Origin of the sequence: Streptomyces chryseus (genome assembly GCF_014650755.1) — a bacterium.
Classification (GTDB): Bacteria; Actinomycetota; Actinomycetes; order Streptomycetales; family Streptomycetaceae; genus Streptomyces; species Streptomyces chryseus.
This window is the reverse complement of record NZ_BMVO01000001.1, coordinates 94,376-114,619: the sequence shown is the minus strand read 5'-3', so window position 1 is coordinate 114,619 and position 20,244 is coordinate 94,376. Positions and strand designations below refer to the sequence as shown.

Genomic DNA, 20,244 nt, shown 5'->3' with positions numbered 1-20,244 from the left:
TGACCCCGAAAACACGTGCCCCTCACGGGCCTCAGGAGGTACGAATGACGATCACCCGCAGGGACTTCGCCAGACGCTCCGCGTTCACGGGCGCCTCGGTCGCCCTCGTCGGCACCGTCGGCGCGCTCGCCACCGCACCGGGGGCCCTCGCCGCCGACGAGCCGGCGGAGACCGACGCCACCGGTGAGCAGGCCGGCAAGGGCGGGCCCGGCTACGGGCCGCTCGTCCCCGACCCCGAGGGCATCCTGGCCCTCCCGGCGGGTTTCTCGTACCGGATCATCACGCACTCCGGTGTCACCAGGCTGGAATCCGGCGAGTACACGCCGTCCAACCACGACGGCACCGCCGCTTTCGACGGCCCGCGCGGCACGACGCTCCTCGTCAACAACCACGAGCTCAAGGGCGCGCGCTCGAAGTGGAAGCACCCCGTGCCGCTCGCCGAGGGCCTGGTGTACGACCCGGCCGCGTCCGGCGGCTGCACGGTCGTCGAGGTGCACCGGGGCGGCGAGGTCGCCGAGTGGGTGGGGATCGCGGGAACCTCCACCAACTGCGCGGGTGGCAGCACCAGTTGGGGGACCTGGCTGACCTGCGAGGAGAACTCCGACCGGGCCGGCCAGAACGGCATGACCAAGGACCACGGCTACGTCTTCGAAGTCGACCCGTACGACCGCCGCGCCAACCGGAACCCCCGGCCCATCAAGGCGTTCGGCCGCTTCGACCACGAGGCCGTCGTCATCGACCCCAAGCGCGGCCACGCGTACCTCACCGAGGACGCCTCACAGCCCAACGGGCTGCTCTTCCGCTGGGTCCCGCCGCACGGCTTCAAGCACGGTCGGGGGCAGCTGCGCGGGCTCGCCGACGACGCGGGCGTCCTCCAGGCCACCAAGTGCTTCGACTCCGGCGGCCGGTTCGTCGACGACCTGTCGCGCGCCACCCGCATCGGCACGGTCTACGGCGTCGACTGGATCGACGTACCCGACCGGGACGGCCGCACGGTCCCGGTGCGCGAGCAGTTCGACGACGGGGACATCACGCGCGCCCGCAAGCTGGAGGGCATGTGGTGGGCCGACGGCGGCGCGTACATCGTCTCCTCGTACGCCCGTGACGAGAGCCCGGGCGAGCCGCACGACGGCCAGGTGTGGTTCTACGACCCCAGGCGCCGCACGCTCACGCTGAAGGTCCTGCTGGGCACGGGCGGACAGTTCGACGGCCCGGACAACATCACCGTCTCGCCGTACGGCGGGCTGGTCCTCGCGGAGGACGGCGAGGGCGGCCAGCACCTCTTCGGCGCCACCGAGAGCGGCCGCACGTACCCCATCGCCCGCAACGACCTGAATGTGGGAAGCGAGGCCGAGCCCGAGTTCAGCGAGTTCGCCGGGGTCGTCTTCTCTCCCGACGGCAGGACGCTCTACGCCAGCATCCAGACCCCGGGCATCATGGTCGCCATCACCGGTCCGTGGCGGCGTCGCCGTTCTCACTGACGGCGAGGAGTTCGGCCAGCTCGCCCTCGTGCTCGCGGATCAGGTCGGCCACCAGCTCCTGCTCCCACCACGGCACGGCGGCGGCACGCTCCGCGCACCAGGCGAGGGCCTCGGGCATGCTCGGCCGGCCGGCCGGGGTCTTGGCCAGGCAGGCGGCGAGGAAACCGGGCCATTCGCCGCCCGGTACGCCGACGAGATCGGGGGCGTCGCGCAAGGTCCGCTCGGTCACCTGCGCGGCGCTGCCCGACCCGAACGGGTTGCGCCCGGTACTGGACAGCGCGAGGAGCGCCCCCAGGGCGAAGACGTCGGCGGGTGTGTCGGCCCGGTTGCCCGGGGTCAGCTCCTCGGGGGCGACGAAGCCCAGGAAGCCGTGGCCGGCCGGGTCGAGACCGGCCGAGCGGCCGACGGTGCCGAAGTCGACGATCTTCGGGCCGCGGTGGGTGATCAGGACGTGGGCCGGCTTGAGGTCCAGCAGGGCCGGCCCGGCGCCGTGGATCGCCGACAGGGCCACCGCGATCGCCGAGCCGAACGTGCCGAGGTCCGCCGGGCCCAGCGGTCCCGCCGTGGTGATGGCCTCCACCAGCGGCGGGCCCGCGCAGTACTCGGCCGCGAGCCAGGGCTGCCGGTCCTCCGTGCCGGTGTCGACCACCGTCGCGGTGAAGGGCCCGCGCACGCGCAGGGCGGCGGCGGCCTCGCGACGGAAGCGCTCGCGGAACCGGGGGGCCGCGGTCAGCCGGTCGTGGACGGTCTTCAGCGCGACCAGCCCCCCGGCGGGGTCCCGTGCCAGGTGCACACGGCCCGTACCGCCCTCACCGATCAGTGAGACGGTCCGGTACTCCGCGCGCTCGGCCATGCCGTGGTCCCTCCGGTCGTACGTGATCGTGATCGTGACCCAGTGTCCCGGACGCCCTCTGCGACGCGTCCGGCGGCCGGGCGGTTGCGTCCCGGGGAAAACAACTGGCCTTCAGGCTTCCCGTACCGCACGAATTGACGCCACCGCCACCGTGGAACTCCGGTCGCCTGGGCGTGGTTTTCCGGTGGGCGGGCACCGGATGATTCCCCGGCGCCGAGCGGAGTCCGCGCATGGAGTCGCCGGCTCCGGAGAGCGACGAGATCAGGGCCTCTGATCAGCGGTTATGCGGCTTGTCCACGGCCGGGACGGCGGTCGGCGCCCGTGTTTCGCGCGGGGCTTCCCTTGGGAATTCGCCTGCATTTCCCACTCCCGTCGGGCTTTTCCCGGGCGTCCTTTCTGCCCGGTGTCGCCAATTTCGTTTCGCCGCAGAGTCCTTGGGGACGGGCACGTGTGTTCGTCGTGTGTTCGGCGCCTGCTCGGCGCCCGGTTGTCGCCGCCGACGAGCGGGCCGCGCCCGGCGACGGGGCCCGGCGACGGGACCGGAGACCGGCCTTTCGGTGGCGGAGACTTCCGTCTTCCCTGTGAATTTCGCCGGTGCCGGCCCGGTCACGCTGCGTGCGCAACCGCTGCGCCGCACACGGCCTCTGGCCTTGTGGGCCGGGCGATCCACGGGGTGCCGCCGCCCGGGCCGGACACGGCCGCCGACCGGCTCCGGGCGAAGTGATCATGGACGGGCATGGCGTGGCGGCCTCGCGGGGCGCATACTCTCAACTAATGACAAAGTCAGCCGGAGCCCGGCGCTACCTGCCGTCCAGTCCCTTCAACGTCCCCGCCGCGGACGCCCCCCCGATTGAGGTCTTCGAGGTGGGCGACCGGGTTTCGCACGACCAGTTCGGACTCGGGAGGGTCGTCGCCGTCGAAGGCGAGGCGGCCGTTCTCATCGACTTCGCCGGGCGACAGGGCCGCATCCTGAGCCCCTTCACCAAACTGACCAAGCTCTAGCCCTGCCCGCGTACGAGCGCTAGAGGGCCTGGGCTGCCGGCTTGACCATGCCGCGAACGGTGCGACTCTTCACGAAGTCGCCCATCGCGGTCATTTCCCATTCGCCAGAGAACTGCTTGATCAGCTTTGCCATCATCACTCCCGTCTGCGGCTCGGCGCCCGTCAGGTCGAAGCGGACCAGTTCCTCACCGGTCGCCGCGTCCAGCAGTCGGCAGTAGGCCTTGGCCACCTCGGTGAACTTCTGCCCCGTGAAGGAGTTCACCGTGAACACCAGGCCCGTGGCCTCCGGCGGGATGCGGCCGAGATCGACGGTGATGACCTCGTCGTCGCCCGCGCCCTCGCCGGTGAGGTTGTCGCCGGAGTGCTTGATCGCGCCGCTCAGGATCGACAGCTTGCCGAAGTAGCAGCTGTCGATGTGCTTGCGTGACCCGTCGTACGCGATGACGGACGCGTCCAGGTCGATGTCCTTGCCCCGGAACGCCGGCTCCCAGCCGAGGCCCATCTTGACCTGGGAGAGCAGCGGACGACCGCCCTTGACCAGCGAGACCGTCTGGTTCTTCTGGAGGCTGACCCGGCCCTTGTCGAGGTTCACCTTGCCGCTCGCGGCGGGGGGCGCCGGCGGGGCGGCGGGAGTCACGGGCGCGGCGGGGGCGGCCGCGACCCGCGGGTCGGCCGCCACGGGCGCCGGAGGGGCCACGGGGGCCTGGGCGGGCGTCGGGGCGGCGGGCTCCTCCACCGAGACGCCGAAGTCCGTGGCGATGCCGGCCAGCCCGTTGGCGTAACCCTGGCCCACCGCGCGCACCTTCCACGCGCCGTTGCGGAGATAGATCTCCACGATCACCAGTGCCGTCTCGGAGCCGAGCTGCGGCGGGGTGAACGTCGCGATGGCGGCGCCGTCGTCGCCCCGCACCGTGGCGGTGGGCTCGACGCCCTGGAAGGTCTGCCCGGCGGCGTCCGGGCTCGCCGTCACCACGATCTTCTCGATGCCCGGCGGGACCGCGGCGGTGTCGACCACGATGGCGTCCGGTGCGGTGCCGCCGCCGGAGCGGTAGGTGACGCCGGGGCCTGTGGGCTGGTTGTAGAAGATGAAGTCGTCGTCCGAGCGGACCTTGCCGTCGGCGGTGAGCAGCAGGCCCGATACGTCGAGCCGCACGGGGGCGGCGACATCCACGGCCACGCGGGCGGTGGGGAGCGGGATGTTCGAGCCGGGGGTCATTGCGGTCATGCCAAAGCTAACGACCGAGGCGGCTTTGCCGTTCCCTTGCCCGTCACCCGTTGCGCGGGTGATTCTTCGCCACCCGCTCGTTGCCGTGTTTGTACGCCCCGGTCCAGCGCGCCATGACCAGCTGGCCGTCGCCCGCCTCGGCCTCGGCGAGGAACCTCTGCGCGCGAGCGCCCCGCAGGGTGCCCGCGGGGCGTCTGTGGTGGGTGATCGCGACGGTGCCGTCGGCGAACCGCTCGTACCTGAATCCGTGGGGGCGTGGCATGACCGTATGGTGCCCGCCCCCGTCGCCGTATTCTCCGCCGGCCGGCCGTGCGGGCCCGGCGCCGTCAGTAGGGCCACTGGGGCGGGTCGGTGCAGAACGGTCCGCCCAGGTGCGCGTGGTCGGGGTGGGACGGGTCCAGTTCGCCCTGGTCCGCGACGAGCTTCTCCGCGTACTGCTCGGAGTCGTCCTGCGGCTCGTAACCGATGGCCCGCGCGGAGTCCAGGTCCCACCACAGGCGGGTGTTCGCGGAGGACCCGTGGACGACGGTGTGGCCCACGTCCTCGGCGGTGAGCGCGGCGTGGAAGAGGCGGGCGCCGTCCCCCGGGCTCAGCCAGATCGACAGCATCCGGACCGAGGTGGGCTCCATGAAGCAGGAGCCGATCCGCACCGACACGGTCTCGATGCCGTGCAGGTCCCAGTAGAGCTGCGCCAGGTCCTCGCCGAAGGCCTTCGACAGGCCGTAGAAGGTGTCGGGGCGGTGCGGAGCGCCGACGGGGATCAGCGGTGCGCCCTGGGCGGGCACCGGGGTGAAGCCGATCGCGTGGTTGGACGAGGCGAAGACCATCCGCCGCACGCCCTGCGCGCGGGCGGCCTCGTAGAGGTTGTACGTCCCCTCGATGTTGGCGCGCAGGATCTTCTCGAAGGGGGCCTCCAGTGAGATGCCCGCGAGATGGATGACCGCGTCGACGCCGCGCACCGCCTCGCGCAGCGCCTCCTTGTCCGCCAGATCGGCGGTGACCGCGTCCGGTTCGCCGTCTATGGGCGTGGCGTCGAAGAGGCGCAGGGTGTAGCCGTACGCCGGCAGGAGGCCGCGCATCAGGGTGCCGACGCCTCCGGCGGCGCCGGTCAGCAGGACGGTGCGGGGTGCGGGCATCGGCGGGTCTCCTCGGGCAGCGTAGTACGTATCCGTGGACCGGATTCACATGTGTGGACACGCTAGGGAGCGGCGGCGAGCCCCGTCAAGTGTCGCGCGGAGGCGCGCAATCCGTCTCCCGCTTGGCGTTTCTTGTCTTGACCGCCCCCAGGTGGCTGCTTTAGCGTGACGGCGTTCAGGGATATAGACGCGGATCATAATTGTGCACGCACAGGGAGCGCCCGTGACCTCAGCCCCGCTCGCCGGCCGACTCGACGGCCTGCTCTTCTTCCCCGTCACCGCGTACGGGCCGGACGGCGCCCTCGACGTCGACGCCTTCCGCGCCCACGTACGCGCGGGCATCGAGGACGGCGCCGCCGCCGTCTTCGCCTGCTGCGGCACCGGCGAGTTCCACGCCCTGACACCCGAGGAGTTCCGTACCTGCGTGGCCGCCGCCGTCGAGGAGGCGGCCGGGCGGGTCCCCGTCGTCGCCGGCGCCGGCTACGGCACGGCGCTGGCCGTCCAGTACGCGCGGGCCGCCGAGGATGCGGGCGCGGACGGGCTGCTCGCCATGCCCCCGTACCTGGTCGCCGCCGACCAGCGGGGACTGCTGCGCCACTACACCGAACTGGCCGCCGCCACCTCACTCGACGTGATCGTCTACCAGCGTGACAACGCCGTCTTCACCCCCGCCGCCGTCGTCGAACTCGCCCGGGTGCCCGGCGTCATCGGGCTCAAGGACGGTCACGGCGACCTCGGGCTGATGCAGCGGATCATCAGCGCCGTACGGAGCGAACTGCCCCCCGGGCACCCCTTCCTCTACTTCAACGGCCTGCCCACCGCCGAACTCACCGGCCTCGCCTACCGGGGCATCGGCGTCACCCTCTACTCCTCCGCCGTCTTCTGCTTCGCCCCCGACATCGCCCTCGCCTTCCACCGGGCCCTGAACACCGGCGACGACGACACCGTCAACCGCCTGCTCGACGGCTTCTACGCCCCGCTCGTCGCCCTGCGCGGCCTCGGCCGCGGCTACGCCGTCTCGCTCGTCAAGGCGGGCGTGCGCCTGAGGGGCCTGGACGTCGGCGAAGTGCGGCCGCCGCTCAGCGAACCCGACCCCGCGCACGTCGAGGCGCTGGCCGAGCTCATCGAGCGCGGCCGGGCCCTGATCGGCGCCCCCGGCGGCGGTGGGCGCGCGTGAGGGCCGGCGCCTTCCTCTACCCGTGGGACGTCGTCGGCGACCCCGACGCGGCGGCCCGCGTCGCGGACCTCGGCGTCCAGCAGGTCACCCTCGCGTCCGCCTACCACTCGACCCGGGCGCTCACCCCGCGCCACCCCCGCCACCGGATCGTCACCGCCGAACACGCCGCCGTGCTCTACCCCGTGGACGAAGCCCGCTGGACGGGGCGGAGCCTTCGGCCGTACGCCGCCGGGGACTGGGCGTCCACCGCCGACCCGTACGGCGAGGCGGCCGCGGCGCTCGCGGCGGCCGGGCTCGACGTCCACTCCTGGGTCGTCCTCGCCCACAACTCCCGCCTCGGCGCCGAGCGTCCGGACACCTCCGTCGTCAACGCGTACGGCGACCGCTACCCCTGGGCGCCCTGCATCGCCCAGCCAGCCGTCCGTGCCTACCTCACCGGCCTCGCGGCGGAGGCGGCCGTACGTCCCGGAACGCGCGGCACCGAGCTGGAGTCGTGCGGCTGGTACGGCCTCGCCCATCTGCACGCCCACGACAAGACCGCCGGTGTGGAGCTCGGCGACGCGGCGCAGTACCTGATGTCGCTCTGCTTCTGCCCCGACTGCGGGACGGGGTACGGCGAACACGGCCTGGACGCCACCGCGTTGCGGGAGGCCGTACGCAGCGCACTCGGCCCGGTCTGGGCCACCGGGTCCGCCGACGCCGGATGGCCGTCCGTCGAGAAGCTGCTGGGCGCCGAAGTCGCCGCCGCGACCCTCGCGTGGCGCATCCGGGCCGCCCGTGCGCTCCAGGAAGCGGCCGTCGCGGCCGTACGGGCCGCCGCACCCCCCGGCTTCCAGGTGCTGCTGCACGCCGACCCCTCGGCGTACCACTGCGGGGCGAACGCCGGGGTCGGGCCCCGGCACATCCTCGGCGTCGCGGACGGGGTGGTGGTGCCCTGCGCCGGGGGGCCGCAGCTGCTCGCATCCTTCGCGGAACACCGCCGCCCGGGAGGCGCGACCGTCGTGGCCGCCAACTTCGGCATCGTCGCGGGCCTGGGCGCGAGCCCCGCCACGCTCGCCCGGGACGCCGCCCGCGCGGCCGCCCTCGGAGCGACCGAACTGCGGCTGTACCACGCGGGTCTGGCATCCGACGACGACCTGGGGCTCGTACGCTCCGCCCTGCGGAGGGTGTGAGGGGGTGGCGGCCCGTGGCCCGCGCGGCGCCCCGGAGGGCGACCCCGGGTTGGTTCCCAGGCGGGGCGTGCTTTAAGTTAGGCCAGCCTTACCTAAAGCCAGTGGAATCGGATGGGAACAACGTGAGCACCGAGGTCTTCCGGGACGCCTGGGGAATCCCCCATCTCCGCGCCGCCACCGCGCACGACCTCGCGTTCGCGCAGGGCCGCAACGCCGCCACCGACCGCGCCTGGCAGATCGAGGTCGAGCGGCACCGGTCCCAGGGCACCACCGCCGCCTTCCTCGGCCCCGACGCCGTCGGCTGGGACGTCTTCGCCCGCAGGTCCCGCCTGGACGACACCGCCCGGCGCTGCTTCCGCGCCCTCGACGCGGACACCGCCGCCTGGATCACACGCTACGTCGACGGGGTCAACGCGGGGCTGGCCGAGGGGGCCCGCCGCGCCCCGGAGTTCGCCGCCACCGGACTCGCCCCCGGAACGTGGCAGCCGTGGACGCCGCTCGGGATCTGGCTGGCCACACACATCCTCTTCGCCGGCTTCCCCACGAAGCTGTGGCGCGAGGAGGTCGCCCGCAGGCTCGGCGACGAGGCGATCAGCCTGTTCGCCACCGACGGCCCCGGCACCGCCGGCAGCAACGGCTGGCTCGTCACCGGCGAGCGCACTGCCACCGGCGCCGCGCTGATCGCCGGAGACCCGCACCGGTTCATCGAGGACCCGGGCGTCTACCAGCAGGTACGCCTCGCCTGCCCCGAGTTCGACGTCGTCGGCCTCGCCGTCCCCGGCGTCCCCGGCATCGCCCACTTCGGCCACACCTCCACCGTCGCGTGGGCCATCACCAACGCCATGGCGGACTACCAGGACCTCTACCGGGAGCGCCTGCGGCGCACACCCGACGGCGCAGGCGTCGAGGCCCTCGGCCCCGACGGATGGCGGCCCGCCGCCGTCCACACCGAGACCGTCGAGGTGGCGGGCGGCGACCCGGTCGATACGGAGGTCGTCGAGACGGAGCGCGGCCCTGTCGTCATCGGCGGCCCCGGCGAGGCCCTGACGGTCAGCCTGCGCTGCCCGACGCGCGTGTACGGGGACCTCGGCTTCGCCGCGCTGCCCGCGCTGCTCAGGGCCCGCACCGTCGCCGACGTGGACCGGGCGTTCGCGCGGTGGGTCGAGCCGGTCAACGTCGTCCAGGCCGCCGACACCGAGGGCGGCCTGCTGCACCGGGTCGCGGGCCGCGTCCCGCTGCGCCACCGGGACAACGGGCTGCGCGTCGTACCCGCCTGGGAGGCGGCGTACACCTGGCGCGGTGAGGACCTGCCGCTGCCCCGCGCGGACGTCGACGGCGTCGCCGTGATGGCCAACCAGCGCGGACTGGCCGCGCCGCTCGGCGTCGAGTTCGCTCCGCCGTACCGGGCGGACCGCATCGGGCAGTTGCTCGGCGGGTCGAAGGCGTGGACCGCCGGGGAGATGGCGGGCGTGCACACCGACACGCATCTCGCGTCCGCCCGGCCGCTGCTGGAGCTGCTCGCCGGCCTCGAAGGGCTCAGCGCGCGGGCGGCGCGGCTGCGGGACCGCCTCCTGCGCTGGGACCGCCGGATGGAGGCCGACAGCACCGACGCCACCGTCTACGCCGCCGTACGGACGGAGGTGGTCCGGCGGATCGCCGCCCACCCGGAGCTGGCCGCGCTGACCGAGCCGGTGGCGGACCCGGCGTATCCCGGCGTCTTCCTGCCGTGGCTCGCCCTCACCGGGCGGGTCGGCTTCGCGCTGGAGACCCTGCTGACGACCCATCTGCTGCCGGGCATCGACCGGCCCGCCGTCGTCGCGGCCGCCGTCGAGGCGGTCGCCGCGACGGACGTGGCCCCGGTGGCCTGGGGCGACGTACACCGCCTCGCGCCGTGGCAGGCGCTGCCCTCCGCACCGCCCGGCGGATGGCCGGGGGTGGCGGGAGACCACGACTGCGTGCTGTCCACGTCCAGCGTGCCCGGCGTCACCGACCTGTGCGCGCGCGGACCGGCCGCCCGCTACGTGTGGGACCTCGCGCGCCGCGAGGACAGCCTGTGGGTGGTGCCGCTCGGCGCGTCCGGCGTACCGGGCGACGCGCACCACCGCGACCAACTGCCGGTGTGGCTGCGGGGCGGGCTGGTGCCCGTGACCACCGACTGGAACCGTCTCACCAAGGAGTCCCGATGACCACGCCCCCGATCGACGCGGCCGAGACCGTGTACGGACAGCAGAGCGCGTACGAGCGGCACATCGAAGGCTTCGGCACGGTCCGCCTCCTCCCCGTCGACCCGGGGCGCGACGCCCGGCTGCTGCACGGCTGGGTCACCGAGGAGCGGGCCAGGTTCTGGGGGATGGGCGGGACGACCGTCGAACAGGTCGAGGAGATCTACGCGCACCTGGACTCCCTGACCACCCACCACGGCTACCTGGTGCTGCGGGACGACGCACCCGTCGCGCTGTTCCAGACGTACGCCCCCGAGGCCGACCGGGTCAGCGAGTGCTACGACGCCCGGCCGGGGGACTTCGGGGTGCACATCCTCGTCGGTCCCACGGGCGGGGCCGCTCCCGAGCACGGCTTCACCGGGCACCTGCTGGCCACGCTGATCGACTTCGTGTTCGCGGACCCGGAGCACCGGCGCATCGTGGCGGAGCCGGACGCCGCCAACGCCAAGGCGGTGGCGCTGCTGGAGCGGGCCGGGTTCGAGCTCGGCCCGGAGATCGTGATGCCGGAGATCGACCTCCCGGAGGTCTTCCTGCCGGAGAAGCGTGCGCGGCTCGCCTTCCTGACCCGGACGGCGTTCGAGGCGTACCGCCCCGCTTGACCGGCACCGGGGGAGGGGCGACGCGGGCGGGACGGGTCCGACGGCGGGTCTGCCGATGAGTTCCCGGTCCCCGGGCGGTCCTTACTGCGCAGGCATCGTCCGCTCACCGGAGGCAGCGCCATGACCGCCCAAGACCCCACGCTCCCCACGCCGGCCGTGATCGACTTCGCACCGGCCGCCCGCCAGGTCGCCCAGCTGCTCGAAGAGGTGGGGGAGGAGCAGCTCTTGGCCCCCACCCCCTGCGAGAAGTACGCCGTGCACCACCTCCTCGCGCACCTCGTCGAACTGACCGCCGCCTTCCGCGACGCGGCGGGCAAGCGAATGGGGCCGACGACCGGCACACCCCCGGGCGGGGCCATGCCCGTACTCGGCGACGACTGGCGGGCACGCCTGCCGCGGCAGCTCGACGAACTCGTCGCCGCCTGGCGCCGTCCAGACGCCTGGCAGGGCACCACCCAGGCGGGCGGGGTAACCCTCCCCGGTGACGTGGCCGGGCGGGTGGCGCTCAACGAGCTCGTCGTGCACGGGTGGGACCTGGCCCGCGCCCTCGGCCGGCCGTACGCGCCCGACACCGCCGCCCTCCAGTCGTCGTACGAGCTGCTGGAGCCCACGGAGGACGATCCGGGCGGCGACGGGATCTTCGGAACGCCCGTCGACGTGCCGCGGGACGCGCCGCTCCTCGACCGAGTCGTCGGGCGCGCGGGCCGCAGCCCGGCGTGGCCCGCCGGGTGACGGACCGGGGCCGCACGCGTGACGGCGTACCTCGGCCGTCGCCGTGACGCGTGTGTCGGAGTCGCCGTGACGAAGCCTCGGACGACGCCGTGACGGCGGTCAGCCCGCCCAGCGTCCCGTCAGGAAGGTGAGGGCGAGCACGGTCGACAGGGGCGCCACCACGCACAGGTACGCGCTGCGCACCCAGGGGCGGCGCAGGCTCCACGCGGCGAGCATCACCCACATCGGCCACCACAGCAGCGTGGCGCGGGGGACCGAGGTGTACCAGTACGACGTGCCGAGCGCCCACAGGCTGAGCGCGGTGTAGACGGCCTCCGGCCACTTGCGCCGTCTCAGCAGCACTCCCAGCAGGACGAGCCCCACGACCATGGTGACGAGTTCGGCCTGGAACATCACGGCGTACCCGGTGGACTGGGTGTGCGTGAAGGCGGCCTTCCAGGTGTTCTGCCATGCCTCCCACGGGGTGTGGAAGTCGCGGTACCAGCCGCGTTCCTGGGCGTGGCTCCAGGCCATCCAGTCGCCGGTGTGGGCGTGCAGGTACCAGGTGTAGACGGCCGCGGGCAGAGCGGGCAGAGCGGGCAGAGCGGGCAGCGCGATCCAGGTGATCGAGCGCCACTGCTCGCGCAGGTCCGCCGCGGCGATGAAATGGGCCGCGATCGCCGCGGCGAGGAACAGGCCGCTGACCCGGACGCCCGTGGCCAGGCAGGCCAGGATGCCGGCGAGCGCCCAGTTGCCGCGCCGGGCCGCGAGCCAGGCGGGCAGGGCGAGGGCGAGGAAGAGCGACTCGGTGTAGCCGGCGGCCAGGCACACCGCGCAGGGGGAGAGAAGGAAGAACAGCACGGCGCGCTGCCCGAGAGGGCTGTCCGCGTCGCGCACGTGGAGGCGCGCGATCCGGGCGAGGGCGAGGACGGCGACGGCCCCGGAGACGAAGGAGATCAGCAGGCCGGCGACGGACCAGTCGGGGATCACGACGTGCACGGCCCGCAGGACGAGCGGGAAGCCGGGGAAGAAGGCCTCCCTGTTGTCCCAGCCTTGGGTGCCCGGTCCGGCGCCGCCGGGGAAGTAACCTTCCTGCGCTATGTGCAGGTAGTGCCACCAGTCCCACTGCCCCCACGACGACAACGCGGTGCCCGCCTCGCGGGCCCGGCGGTCCTCGGCGAAGAGCCACCGCGCGCAGTACGCGGTGGTCCAGACGCCGACGCGGGTGAGGACGTACAGCAGCAGGACGTTCCGGTCGTCGTGCCCCAGCCGGAACCCGGAGCGGCGGGCCCCGAACAGCCCGAACACGGGCCCCCGGCGCCCGGGCCGCCGGCGTTCGGACGGCATGCGTCCGTTCGGCGTGCCGGTGGCCGACGGTCCGCGTACGGGAGGGTGGGCGGGCTGCTCGGGGGGCCGCAGAGGGGTCGAGGTGGCCATGGTCGTACTCCTGGGGCGGGCATCGGGGCATGCGGAATCACCCTGCGGCGATGCGGCGGGCAGGTGGAGGGCGGTCGGTGGGGCGCGTGCGGCTCGGAGTGGGTCAGTCCGGGGGCGGCTGCGTGTCGGTGGCGCCGCCGGTCGGCGGTGCGGTCGGCGTCCCGGAGACCGTTCCGGCCGGTGCGCGCGGGGGCACGGAGGTCGCCGGGGGAGTGGTGCGGGTGAGGGATGACGAGGAGGACGAAACGGGCGGGGAGGACGGCAGCACGGACGGCAGTTCGGAGGAGGGACCGGAGGGGCTGGACGCGGGGACGCCGGTGCCCGGGTCGCCGCCCGGCAGCAGCGCGGCCACCGCCGCGGCGCCCGTACCGGCGAAGGCCAGGCACGCGGTGGCGGCCACCAGCGCCAGCCGTCGCCGCTGACGCCGGGTGCCGCGTTCGGAGATCAGCGAGGCGGGGACGGGCCGCGCCTGCGCCTGTCCGGCGACGGCCGCTTGCTTGAACGCGTTCCTCAGCGGGTCATGGGGCTCAGGCACCGTAGGCCTCCTCGGCGCGGGGATCCTGCAGAAGGTGGGAGAGCGCGGCCCGGCCTCGGGCCAGGTGCGTTTTGACGGTGCCGGTGGACAGGCCGGTCTCGGCGGCGATCTGCGCGACCGTCAGGTCGCAGACGTAGTGCAGTGTCACCGTCCGCCGTTGTCTGGGCGGGAGTTCGCGCAGCGCAGAGACCAGCGCCACCTGCTCGGGGCCGGGCCCCGGCTCGGACGGCGGGCTGCCGCGCCGCTGCCAGGCGTCCGCCGAGCGGCGGCGCACCCGCCATCTGCTCACCGCCAGCCGCCAGGCCACGGTGCGGATCCACGCCTCGGGTTCGGCGCCGCCGTCGAGCCGGCGGCGCCGGGTCCAGCCCCGGACGAAGGCCTCCTGCACGACGTCCTGGGCCTCGTGCAGATCGCCGAGCATCACGTACAGCTGCCCGATGAGGCGGGACGCCGTATGCGCGTAGAACTCTTCAAACTCCTCGACGGTCAACAACCACTCCTGGATCTCTTCGGTCTCACCGGGCATACGCCCGGGAGCCCGCATCCGGTTGACACGGAAGTCAAAGATCCGGAGTGAGGCCGATCACAGTGCGAAAGCGCATACCATGCGGCGCGTCGCATCCATCGCATCATCTCCGGCCGAGGGGACTTCAGCGTGCGCACCAAGGTCCTGCCTTCCCTGCTGTGTGCCGGTCTCATAGCGGCAACCGGTCTGTCGGCCGCCTCGCCCGCCCTCGCCGCCCCCCACGCGACGACATTCGGCGCACCCCCGGCGCCGCCGGCATCCACGGCTTCCGCGACACCGGTCGCGGCCGACGGCGTGCGCGAAAAGCTGGAGCGCATCCCCGGACTGACGGTCGTTTCGGTCGCCGACAAGGGCGGCTTCCCCTTCTACACGCTCACGCTGGCCCAGCCCGTCGACCACCGCGCCCCCGGCAGAGGCACCATTCAGCAGCGGTTCACGCTGTGGCACAAGGCCGAGACGGCGCCGGTCGTGCACTACACCGGCGGATACGGGCTCTCCTCGGGCACCCGCGAGATCACCACGCTGCTCGGTGCGAACCAGGTCAGCGTGGAACACCGCTACTTCAACACCTCGCGCCCCACCGCGGTCGACTGGGACGACCTGAACGTCTGGCAGCAGGCGAGCGACGAGCACGCGATCGTCCAGGCGCTCAAGAGCGTCTACACGGCGAAGTGGATCGGTACCGGCGCGAGCAAGGGCGGGATGACGCAGGTCTACCACGAGCGCTTCTACCCCGGCGACCTGGACGCCGTCGTCGCGTACGTCGCTCCGAACGACGCGAACAACCGCGACGACAGTGTCTACGAGAACTTCTTCAAGACGGTCGGCACGCCGGAGTGCCGGGCCGCCCTGGACGCCGTGCAGCGCGAAATGCTCGTGCGGCGCGACGCGATGCTGTCGCGCTTCGAAGCCACGTCCAAGGAGCAGGGCCTCACCTTCGCCTACCTCGGCTCGGCGGACCGGGCCTTCGAGTTCTCGGTGCTCGACCAGGTGTGGAACTTCTGGCAGAGCGGCACGTACACCGACTGCCCCACCGTCCCGGACGCCGAGAAGGCGACCGACGACGAGCTGTACAGATGGTCGGTCAACCACGGACTGAGCATCTACGCCGACCAGGGCAACGGGGCCGAGGGCAGCGGCCCGTACTACCGGCAGGCGGCAGCCCAGCTCGGCTGGGCGGACCTGAAGTTCAAGCACCTGCGCGATGTCCGCAAGTACCCGGACATCTACCAGCCCAACTCGGTCCTGCCCGCCGACATGCGCACCACGTACGACGGCCGCGTCATCAAGGACGTCGACCGCTGGGTGGCGACCCGCGGCGAGCGGATGATGTTCGTGTACGGGCAGAACGACCCGTGGAGCGCCGAACAGTTCAAGCCCAGCAAGAACGACTCGCACCTCTACGTGGCGCCGGACACCAACCACGGCGCGCTCATCTCCAAGCTGACGCCCGCCGAGCGGGCCGAGGCGCAGGCCACGGTCAGGCGCTGGGCCGGTCAGTAGACACACCCGGCCCAGCGCCCCGCGTCATCGGCTGAGCGCCGCCCTCATCGTCTTCTCGGCGATGGGGGCCGCCAGGCCGTTGCCGCTGACCTCCGAGCGGGCCGCCCCCGAGTCCTCCACGACGACCGCGACCGCCACCTCCTTGCCGGTCGACTCGTCCTTCGCGTACGACGTGAACCAGGCGAACGGCGTCTTGCTGTTGTCCACGCCGTGCTGCGCGGTGCCCGTCTTGCCGCCGACCTCGGCGCCGCCGATCCGCGCGTTCGTTCCCGTGCCGTCCTGGACGACCGTGACCATCGCACTGCGCAGCTGCTCGGCGGTGGCGGGCGAGACGACCCGCTCGCCGCCCGCGTCGCCGAGATCGTCCAGTGTGTCGCCGTCCGCGTCCGTCACCTTGGAGACCATGTGCGGCGGCACGAGTTCGCCGCCGTTGGCGAGGGCCGCCGAGACCATGGCCATCTGCAGCGGGGTCGCCGTGACGTCGAACTGGCCGATGCCCGTGAGCGCCGTCTGCGCCTTGTCCATCCCGGACGGGTACACGCTCCGCGCGGCCCGCACCGGCACATCGAGCTTCTCGGTGTTGAAGCCGAACTTCTCCGCCATCGCCTTCACCTTGTCCTGGCCGAGGTCGACGGCCAGCTTCGCGAAGACGTTGTTGCACGAGTACTTCAGCGCGGTGCGCAGCGTCGCGTCCTCGCAGGGCGCGGAGGCGTTCTCGTTCCGGAGGACGGTCCGCGTGCCGGGCAGCGTGTACGGGTTCGGGCTGTCCGTCCGCTCGTCGACCGACCCGTGGCGACCGTCCTCCAGAGCGGCCGCGGCGACCACCAGCTTGAACGTGGAGCCGGGCGGCAGCGGCTGCCGCAGCGCCCGGTTGACCATCGGCTTGTCCTCGTCGCCGGTCAGCCGCTGCCAGGCGTCGCCGTCCGTCGTACCGCTGATCTCCGACGGATCGTACGAGGGCGTGGACACCATGCCCAGGATCTCCCCGGTCGCCGGGTCGATCGCGACGGCCGCGCCCTTCTTGTCGCCGAGCCCCTTGAACGCCGCCTTCTGCACGGCGGGGTCGATGGTCGTCACGACGTCGCCGGGGTCGCTCTGCCTGCCCATGACGAGGTCGGCCGGGTTCTTCAGCCGGGAGTCGGTCCCGTCGAGGACGTCGCTGTAGATGCCTTCGAGCTGGGTGGCCCCGTACGCCTGCGAGCTGTAGCCGGTGACGGCCGAGTAGAGCTCACCGTCCTTGTAGGTCCGCTTGTACTGGAGATCGCTGCCCTCCGTCCTCTTGGATCCGGTGACCGGGGAACCGGCCACGATGATGTTCCCGAGCGGCTGCGCGTACTGCGCGATGACGTTCCGCCGGTTGTGCTTGTCGTCCGCGAGGGCCTGGCCTTGATATGCCTGCACCCAGGTGATCCGCACCAGCAGGGCGAGCACCATCAGCAGGCAGAAGACCGAAGCGCGCCTGATTGTCTTGTTCATCCCGTACGGGAGACGAACGGGACGGCCGGCCGCGTTCCCTCATGCCGCGCTTCTCACACCATCCTCATCCGGCACGGCACCCGCGCCGGGCCCCGCCGGCTCAGCGCGGTGCGATGAAGCCCGACTCGTACGCCGCGATCACCGCCTGTGTCCGGTCGCGCGCCCCTGTCTTCGCCAGGACGGCCGCCACATGGCTCTTCGCCGTCGCCGGGCCCACCCGCAGCCGGTCCGCTATCTCCGCGTTCGTCAGCCCCGTCGCCATCAGCCGCAGCACCTCCGCCTCCCGGTCGGTCAGCCGCGCCGCCCAGGGCGGCGGGGGCGTGGGCTGCCGCCCGGCGTACTCGGCGGCCAGAGCGCGCACGGCCGAGGGGAACAGCAACGAGTCGCTGCGTGCGACCAGCCGTACCGCCTGGACCAGGTCCTCGGCGGCGGCGCGCTTGAGCAGGAACCCGGCGGCTCCGGCCCGCAGGGCGTCGTACACGTAGGAGTCGTTCTCGAAGGTCGTGACGACGACCACGCGCGGGGGCCTCTCCAGGCCGCCGAGGATCTGCTCGGTGGCGCGGATGCCGTCGATCTGCGGCATGCGGACGTCCATCAGGACCACGTCCGGCCGCAGCTCCCGCACCACGGACACGGCCTCGGCGCCGGTCGCCGCCTCGCCGACGACCTCCAGGCCGGGCTCGGCGTCGAGGATCACCCGCAGCGCGGTGCGGACCATGCGCTCGTCGTCGGCGAGCACGATCCTGACCGGCGCGCTCATCGCGTGCCTCCCGCGCCGCCGGCCGGCAGGCGGGCCGTGAGCCGCCACACGTCGCCGTGCGCGCCCGCTTCGGCGTGGCCGCCGAGCAGAGTGGCCCGCTCCGCTATGCCGGGCAGGCCCCGGCCGCCCCCGGGCCGTACCACCGGCTCCCGGTCGGGCAGCGGATTCTCCATCACGATCTCCAACTCCTCGCCCCGCAGGACGATCCGTAGCGACACCGGTGCGGCGCCGCCGTGGCGAAGGGCGTTGCTCAGCCCCTCCTGGACGATGCGGTACGCCTCACGGGACACCGGGTCCGGCGCCCGGGCGGCCGGATCGCCGTCCCGCGTGCAGGCGACCTTCACACCGCTGTGCGCCAGCAGGTCGTCCAGTGCGTCCAGGGTGGGTCCCGCCAGGTCGCCGCCGGTGTCCTCGCCCTGCCGCAACAGGCCGAGCACCGCGTCCAGTTCGCCCACCGTGCGGCGCGTCGTCTCCTCGATCGCGGTCAGCGCCTCCCGTACGAACTCCACATCGCTGTCCAGCACCCTGCGCGCCGCGCCCGCCTGGAGCGTGACCGCGCTCAGCGCGTGCCCCACCGAGTCGTGCAGCTCGCGGGCCAGCCGGTTGCGCACGGCGAGGTCCGCGGCCCGCCGCTCCGCCGCCGCCAGCCGGTCCGCCGGTGTCGGCCCGAGCAGCACCGGCGCCGAGCGCGCCAGCACAGCCCCGGCCAGCGCCGCACACGCCGCCAGCGCCACCAGCATCGCGAACCCGGCGACCGGGGCGAGCGCCGGCCCCCAGGCGCGGGTGAGGACTTCGGGCAGGGCGAGCGGGCTGTCGCGCAGCCACGTCATCAGCGGCAGGGCGATCAGCGCGCCCGCGAACGGCGGCACCGCGAGCGTCATGCCGCTGATGACGCCGCCGAGCCCGAGGTGCAGCGTGAACCAGCCGGCGGTCCGCACCCGCGCCGCCCGCGACCGGGCGGGCCCGTCGGCCAGTCGCCCGGCGGGCACCGCGCACAACGCCCGTACCGCGCCCACCGACAGGGGCCTGACCAGGGGGAAAAGCGCGGTGAGGGCGGCGGTCGGAAGGGCGACGCCGAACGCGGCGAACTGGAGCGAGGTGGAGGTGAAGACGTTGTCGTGGCCGAGGAACGGGCCGACGACGACGCTGCCGAGCAGAAAGTACGGCATCGACAGCGCGCCGCCGAGGATCAGATGGATCCAGCGCAGCCGCGCCCGCGCGTCGAACAACCGCTTCACGCCGTGCGTCCCCGTATTCGTCGCCGCGCCGGGCCGCCTGCCCGGCTCTCCTCCCGTACCGCCCCCGCCCCCGTACCGTCCGGGGCGCCGTCCTGCCCGCGCCTCCCCAGGAAGCGGGCGCCGACGGCCAGGACGAGGAGACCGGCGATCATCTGCACAGCGTAGGTCAGCGTCACCGCCGCGGGGGCATGATCGGCTCCCTCGGCCGCGGGCATCGCCGAGGCGACCAGCAGCCAGCCGCCCCAGCAGCCGAGCGCACCCGAACCCACCCACGCGAGTGCCAGCGGCGTCCGCGTCGCGAGGCGCCGGCCGCGCCGCAGGGCGAGCGCCAGGACCCCGGCCGCGGTCATCGCCGCGAACAGCGCGTACGTCCCTTCGAGGAGACGGAAGTCCGCCGTGCGCCCGACGATCCGGCTCCTGCTGAGCCCCGTGGTCGCGCCGGCGGCCCACATCGCGTGCGGAACGGCGGCCAGCGCCGCGAGCACGGACGCGGCCACGCCGGCCGTCCTCAGCCCGGGGCCGACGGCCGAGCGGGGCAGCCTCCCCACCGTGCCCCGCCACAGATGACCCCAGCGGTCGCGGGAGTAGAGGGCGAAGAGAGTGCCCAGCGCGAGCCCCTGGACGATGAAGCCCGTGTAGACGACGCCGAAGACCCATGCGTCGAGGAACGGTTCGCTGCCCGCCGGTGTGGTCGGCGCATCGGTGATCACCTTCACCAGGACCTGCAGCGGGAACCCCGTCATGATCGGCGTCAGCAGCCCCGTGGCCACCCACATGGGCAGCGCGAGCAGCCACGCCGGGACACGCCGGCCCCAGCCCTGGGTGAGCAGCAGGGCCAGGACGACGACGGTCGCGTCCATCAGCAACGTGGCGCTGTTGGCGGCGGCCGTCAGGGCGGGGCGGTCGAGGAGCACGCTGCCGTCCGGGATCCCGACGCGACTGCCCGCGATCCAGGCGGCCTTGAGGGCGATGTACGGCACGCAGGAGACGACGGCGGCCGCGCGCAGCACGACGCGCAGCCGCCCGGCGGGGGCCGAGGCAGCGGCCGGGACAGGGGGCGAGGCGGACGCGGGGAGAGCGGAAGGTGCGGGAGCCGAGGCAGTCGCAGGTACAGGCGCGGGGTCGGAGGCGGGCCGATGGCCCCCGAGCCGGGAAGCACGCGTGGTGTCCGTCATGACGTCCACGCTCCCG

The 20,244-nt window shown here is 73.3% G+C and carries 19 protein-coding genes; 8 read left to right on the top strand and 11 right to left on the bottom strand.

Annotation, left to right across the window (positions count from 1 at the left end; genetic code table 11):
• Positions 1-44 precede the first annotated feature (44 nt).
• Entirely contained in the window at positions 45-1,481 is a 1,437-nt protein-coding gene (locus tag IE185_RS00565) for an alkaline phosphatase PhoX (RefSeq protein WP_138898317.1), read from the top strand.
• Here IE185_RS00565 and IE185_RS00560 read toward each other — a convergent pair.
• Positions 1,447-2,334: a protein kinase domain-containing protein gene (locus IE185_RS00560; protein ID WP_138898318.1), complete on the bottom strand. Its 888-nt coding sequence runs from the start codon at positions 2,332-2,334 to the stop codon at positions 1,447-1,449. The genes IE185_RS00565 and IE185_RS00560 overlap by 35 nt on opposite strands.
• Positions 2,335-3,108: 774 nt before the next feature.
• On the opposite strand from IE185_RS00560, the gene IE185_RS00555 reads away from it, so the two are divergent.
• Positions 3,109-3,336, top strand: coding sequence for a hypothetical protein (locus IE185_RS00555; protein ID WP_138898319.1), 228 nt, complete (start codon positions 3,109-3,111; stop codon positions 3,334-3,336).
• A gap of 19 nt (positions 3,337-3,355) precedes the next feature.
• Here IE185_RS00555 and IE185_RS00550 read toward each other — a convergent pair whose 3' ends face one another.
• The 3 genes from IE185_RS00550 to IE185_RS00540 all read right to left on the bottom strand — a co-directional run bounded on the left by IE185_RS00550 (position 3,356) and on the right by IE185_RS00540 (position 5,697).
• Complete coding sequence (locus IE185_RS00550; protein ID WP_189714385.1) at positions 3,356-4,561, bottom strand: TerD family protein; 1,206 nt, start codon at positions 4,559-4,561, stop codon at positions 3,356-3,358.
• A 43-nt stretch (positions 4,562-4,604) separates the two neighbouring features.
• Positions 4,605-4,823: a hypothetical protein gene (locus IE185_RS00545; RefSeq protein WP_138897859.1), complete on the bottom strand. Its 219-nt coding sequence runs from the start codon at positions 4,821-4,823 to the stop codon at positions 4,605-4,607.
• A gap of 64 nt (positions 4,824-4,887) precedes the next feature.
• Positions 4,888-5,697 carry an NAD-dependent epimerase/dehydratase family protein gene (locus IE185_RS00540; RefSeq protein ID WP_138897858.1) on the bottom strand — a complete coding sequence of 270 codons (810 nt, stop codon included), beginning with the start codon at positions 5,695-5,697 and terminating at the stop codon, positions 4,888-4,890.
• A 223-nt stretch (positions 5,698-5,920) separates the two neighbouring features.
• On the opposite strand from IE185_RS00540, the gene IE185_RS00535 reads away from it, so the two are divergent.
• From IE185_RS00535 to IE185_RS00515, 5 genes are all read left to right on the top strand, one after another.
• Positions 5,921-6,874 (top strand): 5-dehydro-4-deoxyglucarate dehydratase, encoded by a 954-nt coding sequence (locus IE185_RS00535; protein WP_138897857.1) that lies wholly within the window; start codon positions 5,921-5,923, stop codon positions 6,872-6,874.
• On the top strand, positions 6,871-8,046 hold the full coding sequence (locus IE185_RS00530; protein WP_189714384.1) for a hypothetical protein: 1,176 nt from the start codon (positions 6,871-6,873) through the stop codon (positions 8,044-8,046). The genes IE185_RS00535 and IE185_RS00530 overlap by 4 nt, the downstream gene beginning before the upstream one ends.
• A 122-nt stretch (positions 8,047-8,168) precedes the next feature.
• Positions 8,169-10,232 carry a penicillin acylase family protein gene (locus tag IE185_RS00525; protein ID WP_189714382.1) on the top strand — a complete coding sequence of 688 codons (2,064 nt, stop codon included), beginning with the start codon at positions 8,169-8,171 and terminating at the stop codon, positions 10,230-10,232.
• Positions 10,229-10,867: a GNAT family N-acetyltransferase gene (locus IE185_RS00520; protein WP_189714381.1), complete on the top strand. Its 639-nt coding sequence runs from the start codon at positions 10,229-10,231 to the stop codon at positions 10,865-10,867. The genes IE185_RS00525 and IE185_RS00520 overlap by 4 nt, the downstream gene beginning before the upstream one ends.
• A 120-nt stretch (positions 10,868-10,987) precedes the next feature.
• Positions 10,988-11,599 (top strand): TIGR03086 family metal-binding protein, encoded by a 612-nt coding sequence (locus tag IE185_RS00515; RefSeq protein WP_138899358.1) that lies wholly within the window; start codon positions 10,988-10,990, stop codon positions 11,597-11,599.
• Between the two features lie 99 nt (positions 11,600-11,698).
• On the opposite strand, the gene IE185_RS00510 is transcribed toward IE185_RS00515, so the two are convergent.
• The 3 genes from IE185_RS00510 to IE185_RS00500 form a co-directional block, all read right to left on the bottom strand.
• A complete protein-coding gene (locus IE185_RS00510; protein WP_373303671.1) occupies positions 11,699-13,015 on the bottom strand; it encodes a mannosyltransferase family protein in 1,317 nt (438 codons plus the stop codon).
• A gap of 103 nt (positions 13,016-13,118) precedes the next feature.
• On the bottom strand, positions 13,119-13,550 hold the full coding sequence (locus IE185_RS33585; RefSeq protein ID WP_189714379.1) for a hypothetical protein: 432 nt from the start codon (positions 13,548-13,550) through the stop codon (positions 13,119-13,121).
• On the bottom strand, positions 13,543-14,076 hold the full coding sequence (locus IE185_RS00500) for a SigE family RNA polymerase sigma factor (RefSeq protein WP_167519021.1): 534 nt from the start codon (positions 14,074-14,076) through the stop codon (positions 13,543-13,545). Before IE185_RS00500 ends, IE185_RS33585 begins: the two co-directional genes overlap by 8 nt.
• Positions 14,077-14,205: 129 nt before the next feature.
• On the opposite strand from IE185_RS00500, the gene IE185_RS00495 reads away from it, so the two are divergent.
• Complete coding sequence (locus IE185_RS00495) at positions 14,206-15,579, top strand: S28 family serine protease (RefSeq protein ID WP_189714377.1); 1,374 nt, start codon at positions 14,206-14,208, stop codon at positions 15,577-15,579.
• 24 nt (positions 15,580-15,603) lie between these two features.
• On the opposite strand, the gene IE185_RS00490 is transcribed toward IE185_RS00495, so the two are convergent.
• The 4 genes from IE185_RS00490 to IE185_RS00475 all read right to left on the bottom strand — a co-directional run bounded on the left by IE185_RS00490 (position 15,604) and on the right by IE185_RS00475 (position 20,228).
• Positions 15,604-17,055, bottom strand: coding sequence for a penicillin-binding transpeptidase domain-containing protein (locus IE185_RS00490; RefSeq protein WP_138898354.1), 1,452 nt, complete (start codon positions 17,053-17,055; stop codon positions 15,604-15,606).
• A 100-nt stretch (positions 17,056-17,155) separates the two neighbouring features.
• Positions 17,156-17,815 carry a response regulator transcription factor gene (locus tag IE185_RS00485; protein ID WP_138898353.1) on the bottom strand — a complete coding sequence of 220 codons (660 nt, stop codon included), beginning with the start codon at positions 17,813-17,815 and terminating at the stop codon, positions 17,156-17,158.
• Positions 17,812-19,053, bottom strand: coding sequence for a sensor histidine kinase (locus IE185_RS00480; protein ID WP_229843291.1), 1,242 nt, complete (start codon positions 19,051-19,053; stop codon positions 17,812-17,814). The genes IE185_RS00485 and IE185_RS00480 overlap by 4 nt, the downstream gene beginning before the upstream one ends.
• Positions 19,050-20,228, bottom strand: coding sequence for a hypothetical protein (locus IE185_RS00475; protein WP_229843290.1), 1,179 nt, complete (start codon positions 20,226-20,228; stop codon positions 19,050-19,052). Before IE185_RS00475 ends, IE185_RS00480 begins: the two co-directional genes overlap by 4 nt.
• Between the last annotated feature and the right edge of the window lie 16 nt (positions 20,229-20,244).